Source organism: Streptomyces sp. NPDC048295 (assembly GCF_040652135.1).
Taxonomy (GTDB): domain Bacteria; phylum Actinomycetota; class Actinomycetes; order Streptomycetales; family Streptomycetaceae; genus Streptomyces.
Map to the genome: position 1 here is coordinate 34,977 of NZ_JBEZLL010000029.1, position 17,294 is coordinate 52,270.

A 17,294-nucleotide genomic window follows, 5' to 3' on the forward strand; every position below is an offset into this window, starting at 1 on the left:
TCCGTCATTCGGGGGTGGGGGCCCGGAGCGAGATCTCCGGGGAGTCCGAGAAGGCCGATGACCAGGAGGACCACCTTGATCCGTGTCTCGCGCACGGTTACCGCCGCACTGGCGGTGCTCACCCTGACCGTGGGATGGCCGGAGGCGGCGCGCGCGTCGCCGCAACCGGCACATACGCAGCGTTCCATCGATTCCATGTCCTCCGCCGATTCCATATCCTCCGCGGCGCCCGCCGCGCCGCGGGAGGAGCCGGACGGCCCGCTTCCGGCGGGCTGGCGGATCACCGGTACGGGAGCCGGGAAGCAGCTCGTCTGGACCTCGCCCGACCCCGTACCCATGGGCGATGCCCGGGTCGAGTTCCACTCCGGGGACAAGCTCCTGGGCCGGCCGGTGGCCACGCGTGACCGGCGGGCGTTCCGGCTGAGGCTCGACGGCGCTCGCATCGGGCCGCCGTCGGGTCTCAAGGTGCTGGCGGGCGGACGCCGTCTCGACGCGCCGGGAGCCCGGCGGGCCCCGGACGCCCGCAGGACCACCGAGGCGGCGCAGCCCGCGGCGCCCCTTCCGGCGAACCCGGTCGACCCCGGCGTCCCGGGCACGTACCGGACGGTCAGCGGTGAGTACGCCCTGAAGTCGGTACGACTGCCCGGCTTCGCCGCCCCGGTGGAGATGCGCGCCGTGGTGGTGTCACCGGTCGGCGCGCCGGGACGGCGGCCGCTCGCGCTGTTCCTGCACGGCAGGCACTACACGTGTTTCGACGCCGGGGGTGAACAGGGCATCTCCTGGCCCTGCGAGGCGGGCATGCAGGCGGTGCCGAGCCATCGGGGCTATCTGCGCGACCAGAAGCTCCTGGCCTCCCAGGGCTATGTCACGGTGTCCATCTCGGCCAACGGGATCAACGGGCAGGACGGCGAGGCCGACGACGGCGGCGCCCAGGCCCGCTCGTCCCTGGTCCGGCTGCACCTCGCCCATTGGGCGGACTGGGCCCGTGATCGGGCCGGGGCCCCCGCGGCCGTGCGCGCCGCACCGCCCGCCGACATGTCCGAGGTGCTGCTCGTAGGCCACTCCCGGGGCGGAGAAGGCGTCAACCGGGCCGCGCTCGACAGCCTCTACCGGCCGCCCTCGGACCAGGACGGCTACCGGGGCCCGGTGCGCTGGCGGATACGCGGCACCGTCCTGATCGGTCCCACGGTCTTCGGGCAGAACCCCGTTCCCGATGTGCCGTCCATGACCATCCTGCCGGGCTGCGACGGCGACGTGTCCGATCTCCAGGGCCAGATCTACGTCGACGGCACCCGCGGCGTCAGCCGAGGCGCCGCACTGCACAGCGCGGTGTACATGGTCGGCGCCAACCACAACTTCTTCAACAGCGAATGGACACCCGGGCAGGCGAAGGCGCCCGCGGAAGACGACTTCTGGGCCGGCGACAGTCCGGACCCGGTGTGCACGCCGGGCAAGAAGACCCGGCTGACCGCCAACCGGCAGCAGGCCGCCGGTGCCACGTACATCGCGGCGGCGGCCCGGCTCTTCGTCGCGGGTGACGACCGCGTGCGGTCGCTGCTGGACGGCTCGGACCGGCGCGCGCCCTCGGCCGGCCCGGCGCGCGTGCTCAGTCACGCGGTCGGCGGGAGGCGGACGCCCGCGTTCCTTCCGGACACCTCGGTGGCCGTCAGCGGCGGCCGGGTGTGCGCACAGGTGGATCCCGATCCGGGCCGTGCCTGTCTGCCGCCCGAAGGGACGGCCGTCTCCCCGCACTTCGCCCTGTGGGAGACCGCGCGGGAGCCCGGCCGTCACGCGGTCGCGATGCGCTGGTCGAAGCCGGGCACCGCGGTGAGGATCAGTCCCGCCCGTCCGGTCTCCGTGGCGGGTTCCGAGTCGCTGGCGCTCCGGGTGATCGTGCCGCCCAACACGGGCGGCACCCGTCTGGACGTCGCTCTCACCGACACCACGGGCCGCCGGGTGACGCTCGGCGGGGCCCGGATCGACGGACTGCCGGGCAGCGACCGTACCGCGTCCTACTGGGGCCGCGAGATCCGGGTGCCGCTCTCCGCCACCGTGCGGAGCAAGGTGGACCTGAAGCACGTGAAGACCCTGGAACTGACCCCGCGCAACAGGTCCGGGCAGGCCTGGCTGGTCGACGCATGGGGCTGGCGCCCCGGTACACCCGCGGTCCGGGCGGCCGCGCTGCCACGGGTGGACATCGGCCATCCGACGGTCGAAGAGGGCGACTCCGGGGTCCGCACCTATCGCGTCCCGGTGCGGGTCTCCGGGCACCACAGCGGCCGGGTCCGGCTGTACGTCGAAAAGCCGGGACAGGACGGCGCCGACCAGCGGACGGTGACGGTGCGTCCGGGGAGCCACGTCCTCGATGTGCCGGTCGAGGTGCGGGGCAACACCCGCTTCGGCTACGACCTCACGCACAGGGTGTTCGTCAAGGCGGTTCGCGGCGCGGTCGTCGGCTCCCACCTCGGCGGGCTGACCGTGAAGAACGACGATCCGATGCCCACGGCCGAAGTGAAGCCGGTCGCGGACCGGGTCACCGAGGGGCAGAGCCTGCGCTGGCGGATCACGCTCTCCGAGGCCGCCGACGTGGACATGGACTCCGTCGGTTTCGACATCCTGCCGGTCGGGCAAGGGGCGGAGCTGTCCACCCTGGACGTCGACGAATCATGGCTGCGGGACACCTTCGGCGAGTCGCCGGATCCGGCCCGGCCGCTGTCGGAGGTGGTGGAGCAGCCGTACCTGTGGGCCGGCGTTCCCGCCGGTGAGCTGAGCACCGAAGTGACCGTGCCCACGGTCGCCGACGGGCTGAAGGAGCCGGAGGAATCCCTGCGGCTGCGGATGGTCACCTACGACGACTCCTGGGAGCCGCACCAGGGGCCGGTGTTCACCGGCACGGTACGCGACGCGTCCTGACCCGGGGGACGCGACACAGCGTCCACGGACGTGGCACCGGCCCCGTGAAGGAGCCGGTGCCACTCCGGAGTCGTCGAAACCGCCTGACGCCCGGACCGCTGCGCTACGGCAGCCGCCAGTCGACTTCCTGGGCCCCCTGGCGCAGCAGGAGTTCATTGGTGCGGCTGAACGGCCGCGAGCCGAAGAAGCCGCGGTCCGCCGACATGGGCGAGGGGTGCGCGGACTCGATCGCCGGGAAGCCGTCGAGGAAGGGCCGCAGGTTGCGGGCGTCGCGCCCCCACAGCACGGACACCAGTGGCTTGCCGCGTGCTGCCAGGGCCCGGATGGCCTGCTCGGTCACTTCCTCCCAGCCCTTGCCGCGGTGCGCGCCGGGCTTGCGGGGCGCCGTGGTGAGCGCCCTGTTCAGCAGCAGAACGCCCTGTCGCGTCCAGGGCGTCAGGTCGCCGTTCGACGGGCGCGGAAGCCCCAGGTCCGTGTGCATTTCCCGGAAGATGTTCTCCAGGCTGCCCGGAACCTGAGGCACTTCGGGGGCCACGGAGAAGCTCAGCCCCATCGCCATTCCGGGTGTCGGATAGGGGTCCTGACCGACGATCAGGACGCGTACCTCGTCGAACGGCTGCTGGAACGCGCGCAGAACGTTCGCCCCGGCCGGCAGATAGGTGCGTCCCGCCGCCACCTCCGCGCGCAGGAAATCGCCCATCGCTGCGATCCGTCCGGCGACGGGGGCGAGTGCTTCGGCCCAGCCGGGCTCGACTACTTCATTCAACGGTCGTGGTGCCACGGAACGTCACTCTACCGGCGTACACGAACCACCTTTGACCTCGAACTCCTACTCCCCCGGCCCGGGTCGGGGGTAGTGGGGATAGGCTGCCGCCCGTCCTTACCCTTCCTTCCTGGAGTCGGCCCATGAGCGCACCGCGGCGATCACCGGAAAGCCCCGCCGCCGGTGTGCGCGCGGGCGGGGCGGCCGCATCGGGGCCGTATGTGCTCGGTGTGGACTCGGGGGGTTCGGGGCTGCGCGTGGCACTGGGCGCCGTCGGCGCGTCCGGCGCACTGGCGACGACGGTCTGCGCGCATCCGGTGCGCACCGGTCCGGCCGGGATCGACGCGGGCCATCTGCTGGAACAGCTGCTGCCCGCCGTCCACCGGCTGCTGGAGCGGTGCGGCGGCCCGGACGGTGCCGGGATCGACGCCGTGGCGATCGGCGCCGCCGGCATGGCGACGCTCGGCGGACAGCTGCGCGCGGAGCTTCCGTCGGCCCTGGAGAACGCGCTCGGGGTGCGCCGGCTGGCGCTGGCCGCCGATGCGGTGACCGCGTACGCGGGGGCGGTCGGTCACCGCCCGGGGGCGGTCGTCGCGGCGGGCACGGGCATGATCGCGCTGGGTACGGACCTGGCGGACTGGCGGCGGGCCGACGGCTGGGGTCATCTGCTGGGCGACAGCGGCGGCGGGGCCTGGATCGGCCGGGCCGGGCTGGACGCGGCGATGCGTGCCCATGACGGCCGGCGGGGCGGGTCCGACGCCCTGCTGTCCCGGCTGGAGGCGGTGTTCGGGCCGGCGCCCGAGCTGCCCGGGCTGCTGTATCCGCGTACCGACCGGCCTGCCGTACTGGCCTCGTTCGCGCCCGAGGTCGCCGCGTGCGCCGGGCGCGATCCGGTCGCCGCGGGGATTCTGCGCGAGGCGGCGGAGCACATCGCGGAGGCGGCCGCGGCGGTGTGCCCGGAGGCGGGCATCGATGGCGAGCCGTGCGAAGTGGCGCTGACGGGTGGCCTGTTCCGGATGGGCGAGCCGCTGCTCGTGCCCTTGCGCGAGGAGTTGTCCCGGCAGGTCCCACAGGCACGGGCGGTCCCCGGTTCGGGTGATCCGTTGGCCGGTGCGCTGTCCATCGCCCAGGCACTGGCGGCCGGGGATCTGCGGCTGCCCCGTCACCCGACGCTGCTCCGGGTCCTTGACGAAGGGCCTGGGCAGAAGCCCGCGTAGGCGCCGACAGAGCAGGACAGTCGACCATTAAGCCGCCCATCGGATAAAAGCGGACAGATAACGCCTGTCCGGGCCCTCCCCGAACAGAGCCGTACCCAAAACCAGTAGCATGCGGCGCCATGAGCACCCCCACTGGGCCCGCTTCCGGCCTGCCTGTACGAATGCCGCGACCTCGCCAGTCCGGACGGCACCGCCGCCCGGAGCCCGTGGTCGCGCCCGAGGGCGCTGCCGCGCTCGTTCTCGCCGTTCCCGGTACCCCCTCTTCGGCCACTCGCAGTCTGGCCGAAGAGGTGATCAGCATCGCCCGTTCCGAGCTGCCCGGCCTCAACGCCCGGATCGGCTACCTCGACGGTGACGACGCCGAGTACCCCGCACTCTCCGCCGTCCTCACCCACTGTGCCGCCGAGCGGGTCGCGCGCTTCGAGCAGGCGCGGGCCGCGGGCCGTGAGGTCGCCGAGCCCGAGGGGCCGTCCGCCGTCGTCGTACCGCTGCTCGCGGGGCCGGACAGCGCCCTGATCCGGCGGATACGGCAGGCCGTGATGGACAGCGGTACACAGGTCGAGCTGACCGATGTGCTGGGCCCGCATCCGCTGCTCGCCGAGGCGCTGCACGTGCGGCTCTCCGAGGCCGGTCTGGCCCGCGCCGACCGGGCGAGGCTCTTCACCGTGGCCACGGCGGCCGACGGCATCGTGCTGGCCACGGTGGGCGGCGACGAGGCGGTGCAGGCGGCCGGGATCACCGGCATGCTGCTGGCCGCCCGGCTCGCGGTTCCGGTGATGGCCGCGGCTCTCGACGTGGAGGGTTCCGTCGCGTCGGTCGCCGAGCAGCTCACCGGCTCCGGCTCGGCACAGCTCGCGGTCGCTCCCTACCTCGTAGGCCCGGAGGTGGCCGAGGGGCTGCTGGACGCCGCCGCGAAGGAGGCCGGCTGTGCGACGGCCGAGCCGCTGGGGGCGTACCCGGCGATCGGCAAGCTCGTGCTGTCGATGTACATGACGACGCTCGGCATCACGCCGGTCGCGCCGCAGGGTGCCCAGGCGCACTGACCCGTCGCCGGTGCGCCCGGCGGACCGTCGGTCCACGAACGCCGGACGGGCCCGGAGAACCGGGCCCGTCCGGCGTTCGTGCTGTGCGCGCTACGAGGTCAGGCGAAGATCACGCAGGATGCGGCGGGGGCGTCGAGCGAGCCCGCGCGGCTCGGGACACCGGTCTCCGGGTCGATGTCGAACCAGGTGACGTCGCCGGACCGCTCGTTGGCCGCGTACAGCCGTCGGCCGGTGGGGTCGAGTGCGAGATCGCGCGGCCAGTGCCCGCCGCAGTCGACGGTCGTGACCAGGGCGGCCTTCTCACCGGTCGCGTCGAGTGCGAGAACCGAGATGCTGTCGTGCCCCCGGTTGGCGGTCCAGAGGAACCTTCCGTCGTGCGAGACGACGATCTCGGACGGGTAGGTCGCCGCCTCTCCGCCTTCCGCTCCGGCCGGCAGCACGGACGTCTCCCCGACCGGCTCCAGGACGCCCGCGGCGGCGTTCCACCTGCACGCGGTGACGGTCGGTTCGAGTTCGTTCAGGACGTAGGCGTGGCCGCCGGCGGGGTGGAAGGCCAGGTGGCGCGGGCCGGTGCCCGGCCGCAGGGCCGTCTCGCCGTGCAGCCGCAGCGTCCCGGTCGTGGTGTCGAGTGCACAGATCCGTACGGAATCGGTCCCGAGGTCCACGCTGACCACCCAGTTCCCCGACGGGTCGGGCAGCACCTGGTGGGCGTGCGGGGCCTGCTGCCGGCCGGCATCGGGGCCGCTGCCCTCGTGCCGGAGCACGGAGGCGACCGGGCCGAGGGAACCGTCCGGCCGCACCGGCAGGACGCTGACGCTGCCCGAGCCGTAGTTGGCGGTGAGCAGATGACCGCCGGCGAGCGCGAGATGGGTGGGGCCGCTGCCGTCCACCGGTCGGATCCCGTCGATCGGCCGCGGTACGTCACCGGTGATGTCCAGGGCGGCTGCCGCGCCGTGCTCGGTCTCGCTGACCGTGTAGAGCGCGCCGCCGCCCGGCCCCGGCCCGTGGCCCAGGGCGAGATACGACGGGTCGGGGACCGCGTCGGTGGCGCCGAGGACGGTCAGCGCCCCGGTCCCGTCGTCCACGGCGGTGACGGTGATTCCCCGTCCGCCCGCCGAGGTGAACGACCCGATGAATGCCCGTACCGCGCCGTTGTCGCTGCCCACCGCACTGCCGGTCACCGTTTGTCCCCTCTCCGCCGACTGATCACGACGGTCCGTACCGTCGTGATCTTCCGGAGCGACCGTACAGTCACCGGCCAGGTCCGGACCAGCGCCCCGGTCGCCGGGGTCGCCTGCGGGAACGTGTCGGGGGCGGTTCACACGCCGACCGGCGGAGCGCACGGGTCGCTGCGCAGCGGTGCCGGCCGGTCCGGCCGGCACCCGTTCCAGGTCGTGCGGATGGACGAGCGCGGCCGCCGCCGTGTGCGGCGGGACGTCCGGTACGCCGGCCCGGTGCCGCGGGTCGGGGGCCGTCAGAGCCTGGACGGACGCCTCGACCCGCCAGCAGGCGGCGGCGAGGCGGGCGTCGTGGGAGGCTTCCGGGTCCGCCGCGACGGAGGCCGGCCCGCGCACCTCGCGTGCGCAGTCGTCCAGCAGGGCGAGTACCTGACCGGCACGGGCCTTGCGGGCGCGCAGCGGGCTGAGCGGGTGCACCAGCGGGGCCAGTGACATCCGCACCCGGCCGAGCAGCGCCTCCAGCTCGGCGATCCGGGGTGCGGGATCGGCGGTCGTCGATCCCGGGAGCTGCGCGGCGGCTCCCGCGGTGCAGGCGTGCGCGCAGCGCAGGGCCGCGCAGCGGCCTCTCGCTGCGCGAGGCTGCTCGGCACGGGTATCAGATCTACGCGCTGCACAGCCGTGCAGGAGCCGGCCGGCGAAGAGTGTCGCATGTGCGACGACGTCGCGCGGGGCGCAGTCGACGTTCTCGGACACCCGGCGAAGCCGAACGGTCTCCGCTGCCGGGAGGGCGATCGCACCGTCGTGCTCGTCCCGACCCGTATGCCGGAGGCCGAGGAGCAGCGCCGGGTCGGGTGGTGCTCGGTCATCTCGCGCGCGACGGCTCAGGCACCGGCCGGAATCCGGCTGGACCTCCGCAGGGGAACGGCAAGTTCGAGCAGCGCTCGTTCCAGCGCGTGGAGGTGGGCGAGCACCGGTTCGACGCCCGCAGGCTGTGCAGCCGTCGCGTTGTCGAGTCGAAGGTCCCGCCCGAGGGCCGGCGCATCGGTGAGGGCCTCGACAGCAGCCTCCACACGCCAGCAGGCTGCGGCGAGCCGGACGTCGTGCGAGGCCTCCGGATCGGCAGCGACGGACGCCAGGCCGCGCACCTCGCGTGCGCAGTCGTCGAGCAGCGCGAGCACCTGCCGTGCCCGTCCCTTGCGGGCCTTCATCGGGTTGAGCGGATGCTCCAGCGGCGCAAGCGACAAGCGCACCCTGCCGAGGAGCGCCTCCAGTTCGACGACGCGCCGGGGTGGGTCGGCGTCCTCGCTCCCGGCGAGCCGGGCGGCTGCCTCCGCCGTGCACGCGTGCACGCACCGCAGCGCCCGCTCCACCCACGCCTCAGTCACCGCGTGCGTGGTCACCGGCAGCACGAACAGCACCGCCAGTACGGCACCGAGCGCCCCGACCGCCGTCTCAGCCACCCGCAGCATGAGCAGGCCCGCATCGAGCACGCCGAGCAGCCCGTACAGCATGCTCGCCATCACGGTCACGGCCAGCATCATCCAGGTGTAGGAGACAGCGGCGGTATAGAAGATTCCGAACACACTCATCGCCACCACCACGGCGGCCACGACCGGCTCATGGTGCAGCGGCACAGCCACGGCGAAGCCCAAGCCGATCCCGAGCACCGTCCCCAGGACTCGCCGGAACCCTCGCACGACGACCTCGCCCCGCGAGGCCGTGGCCACGAAAACCCACCAGGTGGCGCCGACCGCCCAGTACCAACGCTGATCGGAGAGCACCTGCCCCACCGCGAGCGCGAACCCCGCCCCCAATGTCGCTTGCACGGCCTGCCGCGTCGTGATTCGACCGAGCCCCGCGGCCCCGGCAGGAAGGGCGACTGCCACGGGGACCGCGAGCCGCCGCTCATAGCACCACACACCGAACCGCACCACCGACGACGCGATGAGCGACAGCAGCACGGCCACGTACAGCTCGGGCAGCCGGCCGGGCACAGTGTGCAGGAACTGGGCCGAGAAGTAGGCCATGAAGCCGAACACGCCCAGCGAATGCCCGCGAGGCCCCCACCGCCGCGCATACACCCCTGCCCCCACGACGGCAAGGAACACCAGGTCACGCGCGATGGGCACATCGTGCAGCACGGCGGCGAGCGTGAGCACCGGCAGACCGACGACGGGGAGGAGCACGGTAGTGATCGCCTGCCCACGCACCGTCGGGTCCGTCACCGTGAACAGGGCGAGCAGCGCGGCCAGGCCACCGGTGATGGCCGCTGCCAGGGAATGCCCCGCCGCCCCGCACACCGCGACGGCGAGCGCGATGCCGAGCACAGCCCGGCACGCGAACCGCAGCCGCATGAGGCCCGGATCATGTGCAACGAATGCCCTCTTCAGCAAGCTGCCCTGCCCCTTTCGCACATAGACCAGTGCAGACATGAGAAAGGCGCCGCAGAGATCCCTGGGGGAACCCGCAGCGCCATTGATAGCTCCATCTCAGCATCCTGAGGGCTAATGGTTCAAACCAAGCCCCATCTACTGGGCCAATGGTTCAGAATGGCTTCCCCCTGCCCGTCGCATCAGAGCCAACGGACCAACCTCCTGCGACACCGGCGCGCGAATGGCAACCACCACCCCGGAGCCTCCACCTGATCACTGCATCTCCTGCTGCCATGGCCAGGACCGGGGTGGCACCGGCACCGGCACCGGCGGACAGCAGCAGGACCGGAGTGTCCCCGTCCGCGAGCAGGAACGTGCCGCGCGGAGCGGCGACATCGAGAACGTCACCCCTTCACGTGCTGACGCAGGCAGGTGCCGGCGACGCCGTGTGGCTCCTGTTCGACACTGATGCGGTACGTCTCGGCGCCCGGTCGGCCGGAGACCGAGCAGTTACGGATGACCGGGAAGGCCTGCGGGTCCCGCCGCAGGCGGACCGTGAGGGACTACTGCCCCGGCAGAGCTGCTGGGGGGCTCACCGTCGACTGCCGCCGTAGTGAGCGAGAAGATGCTCGCACTCTTTGGCACCATGCGGGCGACTTCGAGCCGACGGAACCCGGACCGGGCCGGCGGCGGGTTACTGGTGGTCGGCCCGCGGTTTCCACCCACGGGTCCGGAGCCGCGATCCGCGTCGCCGAGCAGGGATCGCAGCGACGTTCCGTCCGAGGATCAACGCGGCTATGCGCAGGGCCCGTTCGAGCTGCGGCCGGGCGTGGCCGGACAGGTGGAGCAGCGCGTCGATCTCCACAACGGTCATCTCCTCGGGGCCCGGGGAGATCTCCACGACCTCTTCCCCGGCCCGCACCCGCCCTTCAGTCAGCACCCGCATGCAGAAGCCCGGGCGGCGATGGGGCACCCAGCAGGACGGCCATCTGCGGCTCGCCGAGCGGCAGCCCCACGCGGTAGCACCTCAAGCGGGGTTGGGTGACCTCGAAGACCGCACCGCCGATGCCGTGGCGGTCACCGATGCACACCTCGCCGTCGGTGAGCCGGTCACAGTGGGGTTCTCGCCGAACCGGCCGTACGTGAAGTCGTCCCGCCTCGGGTAATCCTGCCCGTGGCGACAGGAGCCCGACTGGTGGACCGGCACGGCACGCTGCTCGCCGCCGTACCCGGCGAGGTCACCCCGCACGTCGCCGTCCAGGTCGAGGCGGCGCGCCGTCACGGGCCCGTGACGGGGTGCTTCCGGATGCCGGTGCGGGTGGTCCTGCCGTGCCAGGGGACGCCCTGGGGCATGCCGACATCCACGGCGATCAGAGCGGCCATGACCTGTGCTCCTCCCGCGCTCGACAGGCCGGTGCCCCCGGCGTCGTACGGTCGGCCGCCGACCGCACCCGAAGAGCTCTGCGCGGCGCCGGGGCCCGGCGAAACGTACAGTGGGATTCGGTGGGTGCCGTCGCCGCTTGTGGCCCGCCGTGAGCCGGAGACCTCCAGCGCGAGAACCTCAGCTTGGACATGCCCATGAGCTCGCAGAAGAAGGTGGCAATCGTCACCGGTGCTTCACAAGGCATCGGCGCGGCCGACGCGTACCGCAGGCGCGGGTACGCCGTCGTCGTGACCGCCCGGTCCATCCCCTCGTCGCACGATCCGGACGTACTCGCCGTGCCCGGCGACCTGAGCCGACCCGGTACCGGTGCGCAGATCGTCGAGCAGGCGCTGGACCGCTTCGGCCGGATCGACACGCTGGTGAACAACGCCGGCGTCCACCGGGAGAAGCCATTCACCGACTACACCGACGCCGACTACGACCTGGTGCTCGGCGTCAATCTGCGCGGCTTCTTCGACGTCACGCGCGGCCCCCGCGATGCTCGCGGGCGGCGACGGCGGGCACGTCCTGTGCGTGTTGACGTCGCTGGTCGGCCGCGCCGACGCGCGCACATCTGCGGCGCTCGCCTCGCTGACCAAGGGCGGCCTGGTCGCGGCGACGAAGGAGCCGGCCATCGAATACGCGGCGCGCCACATCCACGCCAACGCCGTCTCACTCGGCGTCATCCGCACTCCGATGCACCCGGACGACCCGGGCGGCGCACGCGCCGCGCTGCACCCGCTCGGGCGAATGGGCGAGATCGACGACGTCGTCGAGGCGATCATGTACCTGGAACAGGCCTCGTTCGTCACCGGCGAGATCCTGCACGTCGAGGGCGGCCAGAGCGCCGGCTTCTGAAAGTACCGGGATCGGGAGTGATCGACCTATGCGCACTCGCAAGCAGCTGACTCCGCTCGGCGCTGTCGGTGCGGGTCTGGCGGCGGGAGTGATCGGCACCGTCTGCATGGACACCGTGCGGTTCCTGCGCCAGCGCCGGGCCGGCGGCGAACACAACGCCCTGCACTGGGAGTTCGCCCCGGTCCGCACCTGGCAGGAGGCGCCGGATCCTGGGCAGGTCGGAAAGCGTCTGGCCGAGGCCCTCACCCGGCGCGAGCTGCCGGACAGCGCGGCGTTCCCCGTCAGCACGTCCATGCACTGGGCCTACGGTGTGGGCAACGCGGCCCTCTACGGCGTCGTCAGCGCCTCGCTGCGCAAACCCCACGTCCTCCACGGGCTCCCGTACGGTGCGCTCGTGTGGCTCAGCGGATACGTGTTGCTTCCGATCACGGGACTCTACAAGCCCATCTGGACATACGACGCCAGGACGCTGGGTGAGGATCTGACCGCCCACCTCGCCTACGGCGTCGGCACGAGCAGCGCTTTCTGGTTGCTGAGCAGGTCTCCCGTGTTCTCACGGCAGCTGTAGCCCGTGATCCGGGTGGCCGGCTGCTCCCCGCGGCGGGAAAGGCGCGGGAATCTCCGGGAGACGGCCCAGGGCCTGCTGATGGAGTTGGAGGAGGTGAACTGCCGGACGCGGCCGGGCGATCGGGCATGGGGGTCCGCACCGGTTGCAGGATCCGCTCTCCCGCGCGGTCCGGGTCCAGGAGCGCGTCCTGCAGCGGACGGCGGCCTGGGCCGTGGAGGTGCTGGACGACAGTGACGGTGTGCCGATCGCGGCGGACACGTCGTTCTGCCGGCCCGCCGGGAAAATCCATTGCGGGTGCCCCGCATCGGATGTCTGATTGGTCGGCCACCGATCAGGGGACGGAACATGAGTATGCCGCTGCCCATCCACTCGTTGCGCACCGCTCGCCTTCGACTGCGTGCATTCGAGGAAGCGGATGCGAACGACCTCTTCGCACTGCACAGCAGCGCCTACGTGCTGCGGTACTGGGACGCGCCACCGTGGAGCGAACGCGTGCGCGCCGAGAAGTTCATCACGGCTTGCCGGCAGATGGCGCAGGAGGGCACCGGGGCGCGGCTGGCCGTGGATCGTGTCTCCGACGGGGCGTTCATCGGCTGGTGCAGCCTGACCGGGTGGAATCCGGACTACCGCAGCGCGTCGCTCGGCTACTGCTTCGACGATGCGGCGTGGGGCCACGGCTACGCGACCGAGGCCGCGCGTGCTCTGCTGCGGTGGGCGTACGACACGCTGGACCTGAATCGCGTCCAAGCCGAGGCCGATACGCGCAACGTGGCATCTGCCCGCGTGCTGGAGAAGCTCGGTTTCGCGCGTGAGGGGACGTTGCGGGAGGACTGCGTCGTCAACGGCGAGGTCTCCGACTCGTGGGTCTACGGGCTGATCAGGCGGGAGTGGCGGCCGTCGTCCGAGCCGGTTCCCGCCCACTGAGTTGCATCGCTCGGCACCCGGTATCGGCCACGCCCCGAACCGCTGCTCGCCGCGCCCCATCCACACAACAGCGAATCGGACAAAGGCTTGTGCACCGCACTCTCAGGTTTGGTGCGGGCCTTCCGCCAGGAGACGTCGGCAGCGTCGCCCGCATTCTTCATGACGTGACTGCGGTGGTCATGCCGTCGACCTTGTCCAGCACCGCGAACAGGGCCGGCAGCGCGACAACGACGCCGGTGACGGCCGCGACGAGGAGTGTCCGGCCGAACCGCACACCGCGGCGGCCGGTCCGATGCCGAGGACGGCCCGGACACTGCTGCGCAGCCTCGTCCGGCCCGGGTCCGGGGCGACGAGCATCCTCCTCAGCACCGACTTGCTCCCGCTTCGGCGCACCGGTCCTGTACACCGGCGTGAAAGAGGCGCCGCGGAGATCCGCAGCACCATCGACGGGTACGTCACACCGCCCTTGGGACCCATGGCTCGAACCGAGCAGCAATCACAGAGCCATTGGCGCAGCGATCGCCGATCTTCACTGCGCCACGAGCAGGCCGACGGACCGGCGGCGCACCGGCCCGTGGCCGGTGGCCGCTCCACCCCGCGGCGGCTGCCTACTCCTCTCCCGGCAGGGGCACCGCCTGCTGCTCGGCGGGGGTCAGAAGCCGGGTCAGATGACGGGCCGAGGCGTCCCAGGACCAGGACTCCCGGACCCACTCACGGCCCGCGGCGCCCATCGCGGCCCGGTCGGGGTCGAGGAGGATCCCGGTCAGCGCCCCGGCGACGGCGACCGGGTCGGTGCCGTCCACGACCCGGCCGGTCCGGCCGTCCAGGACGGTGTCCGGAGCGCCGCCCGAGTCGCCGACGACCACGGGCAGACCGCTCGCCGCGGCCTCCAGGAACACGATCCCGAGCCCCTCCGCCTCCAGCCCCGCCCGCCGGGTGCGGCACGGCATCGCAAAGACGTCCGCCGCGGCGTAGTAGGGCGGTGTGTCGGTGTGCGAGACGCCGCCCGCGAAGCGGACCGCCCCCTCTCCGTACCGCTCCGCCAGCTTGCGCAGCCGGGACTCGTCGGGCCCCTGGCCGACCACCACCAGCACGGCGTCCGGCACCTTGTCCCGGATCAGCGGCAGGGCCCGGATGAGGGTGTCCTGGCCCTTGCGGGGTACGAGCCTGGCCACGCAGAGGATGACGCGCCTGCCGTGCAGCCCGAGTTCGGTGCGCGGGTCGGGTCCGGCGTCGGCGCGCGGCCGGTACACCTCCGGATCGACCCCGGGAACGAGCCGGCTCATGTGCGCCCGCGGGCCGAGCGCGGGCTCGATCCGGGCGCGGGTGTACTGGCCCAGATAGGTGACCACGTCGACACCGCTGCCTATCCGGCGCATGAGCCCGCGCGCGCCGGGCGTCCTCGCCCACCAGATCTCGTGCCCGTGGGTGGTCGCCACGATGCGCCGTACGCCGCCGCGCCGCAGGGCCGGCGCCATCAGGGCCAGCGGTGCGGCGGCGCCGAACCAGACCCGGTCGCAGCCATGGGCCCGGGCGATCTCGACGGCCCGGCGGGTCACCCGGCCGGTCGGCAGCAGCATGCGGCTCGGATCCCGTACGACGGGGAACGGCAGACGCGCGTCGTAGGCGGTGTCACCGGGTTCGTGCGAGGTGTAGACGACCACGTCGTCGTCCGGTACCCGGGTGGCCATCGCGTGCACGAAGGTCTCGATGCCGCCCTGGCGGGGCGGGAAGTCATTGGTGATGACAAGGGTGGAGCCCATGGAGTCCTCGGTTCCTTCGGTTGGTTCGGAACGGGCCGGACCGCCGGGAGAAGGCAGCCGGATGCCCGGTCGCGGGCATGACGGCTCGCCGAGCGGGCCTGTGCCGTCCGGTCGGTGTGTCGGTTCTGTACGTGTCACAGCCGCACCGCTCCCGCCGTTTCCGGTCGTGCGGGAGCCAAGGGCGGGTGCGGACGGGGGTGTTTACGCGGGTGCGGACCCGGTGTCGCCCGGGTGACGCGGCCTGATCAGTAGCCGGTCGGGCGCACCAGGCCCGTCTCGTAGGCGTGGACCGCGGCCTGGGTGCGGTCGCGCAGTCCCAGCTTGGACAGGATCCGGCCCACGTGGGACTTCACGGTCTGTTCGGCGACCACGAGACGCTCGGCGATCTCGGTGTTGGACAGGCCCTGCGCGATCAGGGCCAGTACCTCGGTCTCGCGTTCCGTCAGGTCGCCGGTGCGGGCCTTCAGCCGGGCGCGCGGAGCGGCACTCACCCGGGCGAACTCGGCGATCAGCCGCTTGGTGATGTTCGGCGCGAGCAGGGCCTCGCCCTCCGCCACCACCCGTACGGCATGGGCGAGTTCCTCGGCCGAGGCGTCCTTCAGGAGGAACCCGGACGCGCCCGCGCGCAGCGCCTCGTAGACGTACTCGTCGAGATCGAAGGTGGTCAGGACGAGCACCCTGACGGTGGCGCCCTCCGCCTCGGTGACGGTGCGGGTCGCCTCGATGCCGCCGAGCCGGGGCATGCGGATGTCCATCAGGACGACGTCGGGATCGAGTTCGGCCACCTTCTCCACGGCGTCGGCGCCGTCCACCGCCTGGCCGACGACCTCGATGCCCGCTTCGGCGTTCAGCAGCACCGTGAGGCCCTGCCGGACCATCATCTGGTCGTCGGCGATCAGAACGCGGATGGCCGTCATCGGATGTCCTCGGCAGGTTCGGCGGGACCGGTCCGGTCCGCGGGGGGCAGTGCGGGCAGTATCGCAGTGACCTCGTACCCGCCGTCGGGAGTCGCTCCGGTGGCGAGTTCGCCGCCCAGCATCGTGGTGCGCTCGCGCATGCCGAGCAGGCCGTGGCCCTCGCCCGGGGTGGGCGGCGCGGCCCGGTCCGGCGCGGTGTTGGTGATCCTGACGGTGACCCCGGACTCCTGGTGGCGGATCTCCACCCGTACCCGCGCCCCGGGGGCGTGCCGCATCGCGTTGCTGAGCGCCTCCTGCACGATGCGGAAGGCCGACAGCTCGACGCCCGGCGACAGCGGACGCGGCTCCCCGGTCGTCCCGGCGGTGACCGTGAGACCGGCGCCGCGCGCATTGCCGATCAGCTCGTCCAGCCGTTCGAGGGTGGGCTGCGGGGCGTGCCGGGCGGCCTGCGGCAGGGGGGACTCGGAGCGCAGTACGCCGAGCACCCGGCGCAGTTCGGTGAGCGCGTCGACCGCGTTCCTGCGGATGCCCTCGACGTTCTCCCGCAGTTCGTCGGACGGGTTCTCGACCAGATGCGGGACGACCTGCGCCTGGATGGAGATGACCGACATGTGGTGGGCGACCACGTCGTGCAGCTCGCGTGCGATGCGGTTGCGTTCCTCCAGCAGGGTGCGTCTGGCGCGCTCCTCGGCGGTGAGCTCCTCCTGCTCGACCAGCCGGGTACGGGCCACCGCGAGGCCGCGCAGCGCGATACCCATCACCACCGTGATGACGAGCACGCCGACGGCGAGGAGGATGTCGCCGGTGCTGCGCCAGGAGGTGCTCGCTCCGCACAGGAGCCCCGCCAGCACGGTGATCGTCAGGGTCTCGGCGGCGATCCGGGGGCGCAGCCGCAGCGCGAGCAGGAACATCACCCCGGCCTGCATCGCGATCCCGGCCCCGCTCCAGGGGAACGCGCCGCTCCACGGGAACCGCGTGCCGAGGCCCACGTTCGCGGCGAACGGGGTGACCAGCACCATGACGAGCATCGACGCCCACCAGGCCTGGAGCGGGCGGTACAGGGCGACGACGATAGCCGCCGACTGGACCCCGGCGAGCAGGACGCCGAGCTGGATACCCATCCCGAAGCCGAAGGCGTACTGGTTGCTGCCGACGATGAGCACCCCCACCGCGAACATCACCAGCGGCACCATGATCACCGGACGCCACTCCAGCCAACGCGGTTTCCGAGACTGCCCGTTCGGGTCGACCGCCGTGGTCGCGAGGTCCTCGCGCAGGGTACGGGGCAGTGCCCGCAGTACCCGCGCCGCACGCTTCACCATGTCCCCCTGGTTCACAGTTCGCACCCTATGTCT

The 17,294-nt window shown here is 72.5% G+C and carries 13 protein-coding genes and 1 pseudogene; 7 read left to right on the plus strand and 7 right to left on the minus strand.

Translation table 11 applies throughout. From position 1 onward, the window contains the following. The first annotated feature begins 75 nt into the window (after positions 1–75). A complete protein-coding gene (locus AB0D53_RS33165; protein WP_362453003.1) occupies positions 76–2,913 on the plus strand; it encodes a hypothetical protein in 2,838 nt (945 codons plus the stop codon). A gap of 103 nt (positions 2,914–3,016) precedes the next feature. Here the strand turns inward: AB0D53_RS33165 and AB0D53_RS33170 are convergent, their stop codons facing one another. Continuing rightward, positions 3,017–3,694, minus strand: a complete 678-nt coding sequence (locus AB0D53_RS33170) for a uracil-DNA glycosylase (protein WP_072486448.1) — start codon at positions 3,692–3,694, stop codon at positions 3,017–3,019. Positions 3,695–3,819: 125 nt separating this feature from the next. On the opposite strand from AB0D53_RS33170, the gene AB0D53_RS33175 reads away from it, so the two are divergent. Both AB0D53_RS33175 and AB0D53_RS33180 read left to right on the plus strand, forming a co-directional pair. Next, complete coding sequence (locus AB0D53_RS33175; RefSeq protein ID WP_362452925.1) at positions 3,820–4,893, plus strand: BadF/BadG/BcrA/BcrD ATPase family protein; 1,074 nt, start codon at positions 3,820–3,822, stop codon at positions 4,891–4,893. Positions 4,894–5,012: 119 nt separating this feature from the next. Then, entirely contained in the window at positions 5,013–5,936 is a 924-nt protein-coding gene (locus AB0D53_RS33180) for a hypothetical protein (RefSeq protein ID WP_362452927.1), read from the plus strand. A gap of 98 nt (positions 5,937–6,034) precedes the next feature. Here the strand turns inward: AB0D53_RS33180 and AB0D53_RS33185 are convergent, their stop codons facing one another. The 3 genes from AB0D53_RS33185 to AB0D53_RS33195 all read right to left on the minus strand — a co-directional run bounded on the left by AB0D53_RS33185 (position 6,035) and on the right by AB0D53_RS33195 (position 10,432). Further along, on the minus strand, positions 6,035–7,102 hold the full coding sequence (locus AB0D53_RS33185) for a lactonase family protein (protein WP_362453004.1): 1,068 nt from the start codon (positions 7,100–7,102) through the stop codon (positions 6,035–6,037). An 893-nt stretch (positions 7,103–7,995) separates the two neighbouring features. Beyond that, positions 7,996–9,468, minus strand: a complete 1,473-nt coding sequence (locus tag AB0D53_RS33190) for an FUSC family protein (RefSeq protein ID WP_362453006.1) — start codon at positions 9,466–9,468, stop codon at positions 7,996–7,998. A gap of 712 nt (positions 9,469–10,180) precedes the next feature. Continuing rightward, entirely contained in the window at positions 10,181–10,432 is a 252-nt protein-coding gene (locus tag AB0D53_RS33195) for a hypothetical protein (protein ID WP_362452928.1), read from the minus strand. On the opposite strand from AB0D53_RS33195, the gene AB0D53_RS33200 reads away from it, so the two are divergent. From AB0D53_RS33200 to AB0D53_RS33215, 4 genes and pseudogenes are all read left to right on the plus strand, one after another. Next, a complete protein-coding gene (locus AB0D53_RS33200) occupies positions 10,431–10,652 on the plus strand; it encodes a hypothetical protein (RefSeq protein WP_362452929.1) in 222 nt (73 codons plus the stop codon). The two genes, AB0D53_RS33195 and AB0D53_RS33200, sit on opposite strands and share 2 nt — an antisense overlap. A gap of 412 nt (positions 10,653–11,064) precedes the next feature. Continuing rightward, positions 11,065–11,767 (plus strand): annotated as a pseudogene (locus AB0D53_RS33205) (SDR family oxidoreductase). A 28-nt stretch (positions 11,768–11,795) separates the two neighbouring features. Continuing rightward, positions 11,796–12,335, plus strand: a complete 540-nt coding sequence (locus tag AB0D53_RS33210) for a hypothetical protein (RefSeq protein ID WP_362452930.1) — start codon at positions 11,796–11,798, stop codon at positions 12,333–12,335. A 351-nt stretch (positions 12,336–12,686) separates the two neighbouring features. Then, the gene (locus AB0D53_RS33215) at positions 12,687–13,259 is read left to right on the plus strand and encodes a GNAT family N-acetyltransferase (RefSeq protein WP_362452932.1); all 573 of its coding nucleotides are present in this window, start codon (positions 12,687–12,689) and stop codon (positions 13,257–13,259) included. Positions 13,260–13,867: 608 nt separating this feature from the next. On the opposite strand, the gene AB0D53_RS33220 is transcribed toward AB0D53_RS33215, so the two are convergent. The 3 genes from AB0D53_RS33220 to AB0D53_RS33230 form a co-directional block, all read right to left on the minus strand. Beyond that, positions 13,868–15,022, minus strand: coding sequence for a glycosyltransferase family 4 protein (locus AB0D53_RS33220; RefSeq protein ID WP_362452933.1), 1,155 nt, complete (start codon positions 15,020–15,022; stop codon positions 13,868–13,870). 245 nt (positions 15,023–15,267) lie between these two features. Further along, the gene (locus tag AB0D53_RS33225) at positions 15,268–15,939 is read right to left on the minus strand and encodes a response regulator transcription factor (protein ID WP_362452935.1); all 672 of its coding nucleotides are present in this window, start codon (positions 15,937–15,939) and stop codon (positions 15,268–15,270) included. Then, complete coding sequence (locus AB0D53_RS33230) at positions 15,936–17,261, minus strand: sensor histidine kinase (RefSeq protein WP_362453007.1); 1,326 nt, start codon at positions 17,259–17,261, stop codon at positions 15,936–15,938. The genes AB0D53_RS33225 and AB0D53_RS33230 overlap by 4 nt, the downstream gene beginning before the upstream one ends. Positions 17,262–17,294 lie beyond the last annotated feature (33 nt).

Bases quoted from the DNA above. Each gene is read 5' to 3' on its own strand.
- AB0D53_RS33175 (WP_362452925.1), top strand. From the start codon at position 3,820: ATGAGCGCACCGCGGCGATCACCGGAAAGCCCCGCCGCCGGTGTGCGC.
- AB0D53_RS33180 (WP_362452927.1), top strand. From the start codon at position 5,013: ATGAGCACCCCCACTGGGCCCGCTTCCGGCCTGCCTGTACGAATGCCG.
- AB0D53_RS33190 (WP_362453006.1), bottom strand. From the start codon at position 9,468: ATGCGGCTGCGGTTCGCGTGCCGGGCTGTGCTCGGCATCGCGCTCGCC.
- AB0D53_RS33200 (WP_362452929.1), top strand. From the start codon at position 10,431: ATGCAGAAGCCCGGGCGGCGATGGGGCACCCAGCAGGACGGCCATCTG.
- AB0D53_RS33195 (WP_362452928.1), bottom strand. From the start codon at position 10,432: ATGCGGGTGCTGACTGAAGGGCGGGTGCGGGCCGGGGAAGAGGTCGTG.
- AB0D53_RS33210 (WP_362452930.1), top strand. From the start codon at position 11,796: ATGCGCACTCGCAAGCAGCTGACTCCGCTCGGCGCTGTCGGTGCGGGT.
- AB0D53_RS33215 (WP_362452932.1), top strand. From the start codon at position 12,687: ATGCCGCTGCCCATCCACTCGTTGCGCACCGCTCGCCTTCGACTGCGT.
- AB0D53_RS33220 (WP_362452933.1), bottom strand. From the start codon at position 15,022: ATGGGCTCCACCCTTGTCATCACCAATGACTTCCCGCCCCGCCAGGGC.
- AB0D53_RS33225 (WP_362452935.1), bottom strand. From the start codon at position 15,939: ATGACGGCCATCCGCGTTCTGATCGCCGACGACCAGATGATGGTCCGG.
- AB0D53_RS33230 (WP_362453007.1), bottom strand. From the start codon at position 17,261: ATGGTGAAGCGTGCGGCGCGGGTACTGCGGGCACTGCCCCGTACCCTG.